The organism is Caulobacter sp. CCH9-E1 (assembly GCF_001556515.1).
Lineage (GTDB): Bacteria > Pseudomonadota > Alphaproteobacteria > Caulobacterales > Caulobacteraceae > Caulobacter.
In genome coordinates this window covers 1-815 of the sequence record NZ_LSJA01000100.1, presented here as the reverse complement: position 1 = coordinate 815, position 815 = coordinate 1, and the positions used below count along the sequence as shown (strand labels likewise).

The following is an 815-nucleotide window of genomic DNA, read 5'->3' as shown; positions in this document are numbered from 1 at the left end:
GCCGGAGGGGGCGAGCTCGGTTTAGGCCGCATTGGCCCCCTCAGTCGCTCCGCGACAGCTCCCCCGCATCGCGGGGGAGCATCTTCAGCCCCCCTAGAACCCCGCCCCGATCATGCCCAGACGCTGGGCCATCTGCTTCAGGCGCTTGTCCAGTTCGGCCATGGTCCTGTTGAGGGCCGCGTCGTCCTCGCGCCAGACCTGGACCACGCGGCCCCACACGACCGCCATGGCCAGCAGGCGCGGCGGGGTGGCGGGAACGCCGGCGGCTTCCAGCAGGGCGCGGGCGATCAACGGAAAACGCGCCGCGGCGATCACCGGTCCTTGCGCCTTGGCGATGTTCAGCAAGGCCGTGCGATGCGGCTCCATCGCCTCGAGCCGGGCCATGACCGCGTCGAACAGCCGGTCCTGGGCGTTGGAGCCTTGCGGATAGTCGATCGCCAGCGCCGCGCGGTCGAAACGCTCGGACACGTGGGCCAGCACCGCCAGGCGGCTGCTAGCCTTGGCGTAGAGGTCCGGGAACGGGATCTCGGCCTTCACCGCGATCTCGCGCAGCGACACGGTCGGCCAGGGCTGGTTCGCAGCGAGGGCCAGGGCGGCGTCGGCGGCGCGATCGAGGATGTCGTCGGTCATGGGAGAAGAGATGGCGCTGAAGGGCGGCCACGACAAGACAATCCTCCCCCTAGCGGGGGAGGTGTCGGCTCGAAGAGACGACGGAGGGGGAAGTGGCCGGGGCGGAAGTACTGCCCCCCCCGGTCCTTCGGACCACCTCGTGTGATGGAGATGAGCTAGCGTGAGGAGCGGCCGGTCGAGGCGCT

At 70.3% G+C, this 815-nt stretch carries 1 protein-coding gene; it reads right to left on the bottom strand.

The genetic code is table 11. The annotated features are described in order from the left end of the window. Window positions 1-93 precede the first annotated feature (93 nt). Window positions 94-630: a TetR family transcriptional regulator gene (locus AX690_RS06575; protein WP_066730308.1), complete on the bottom strand. Its 537-nt coding sequence runs from the start codon at window positions 628-630 to the stop codon at window positions 94-96. Window positions 631-815 lie beyond the last annotated feature (185 nt).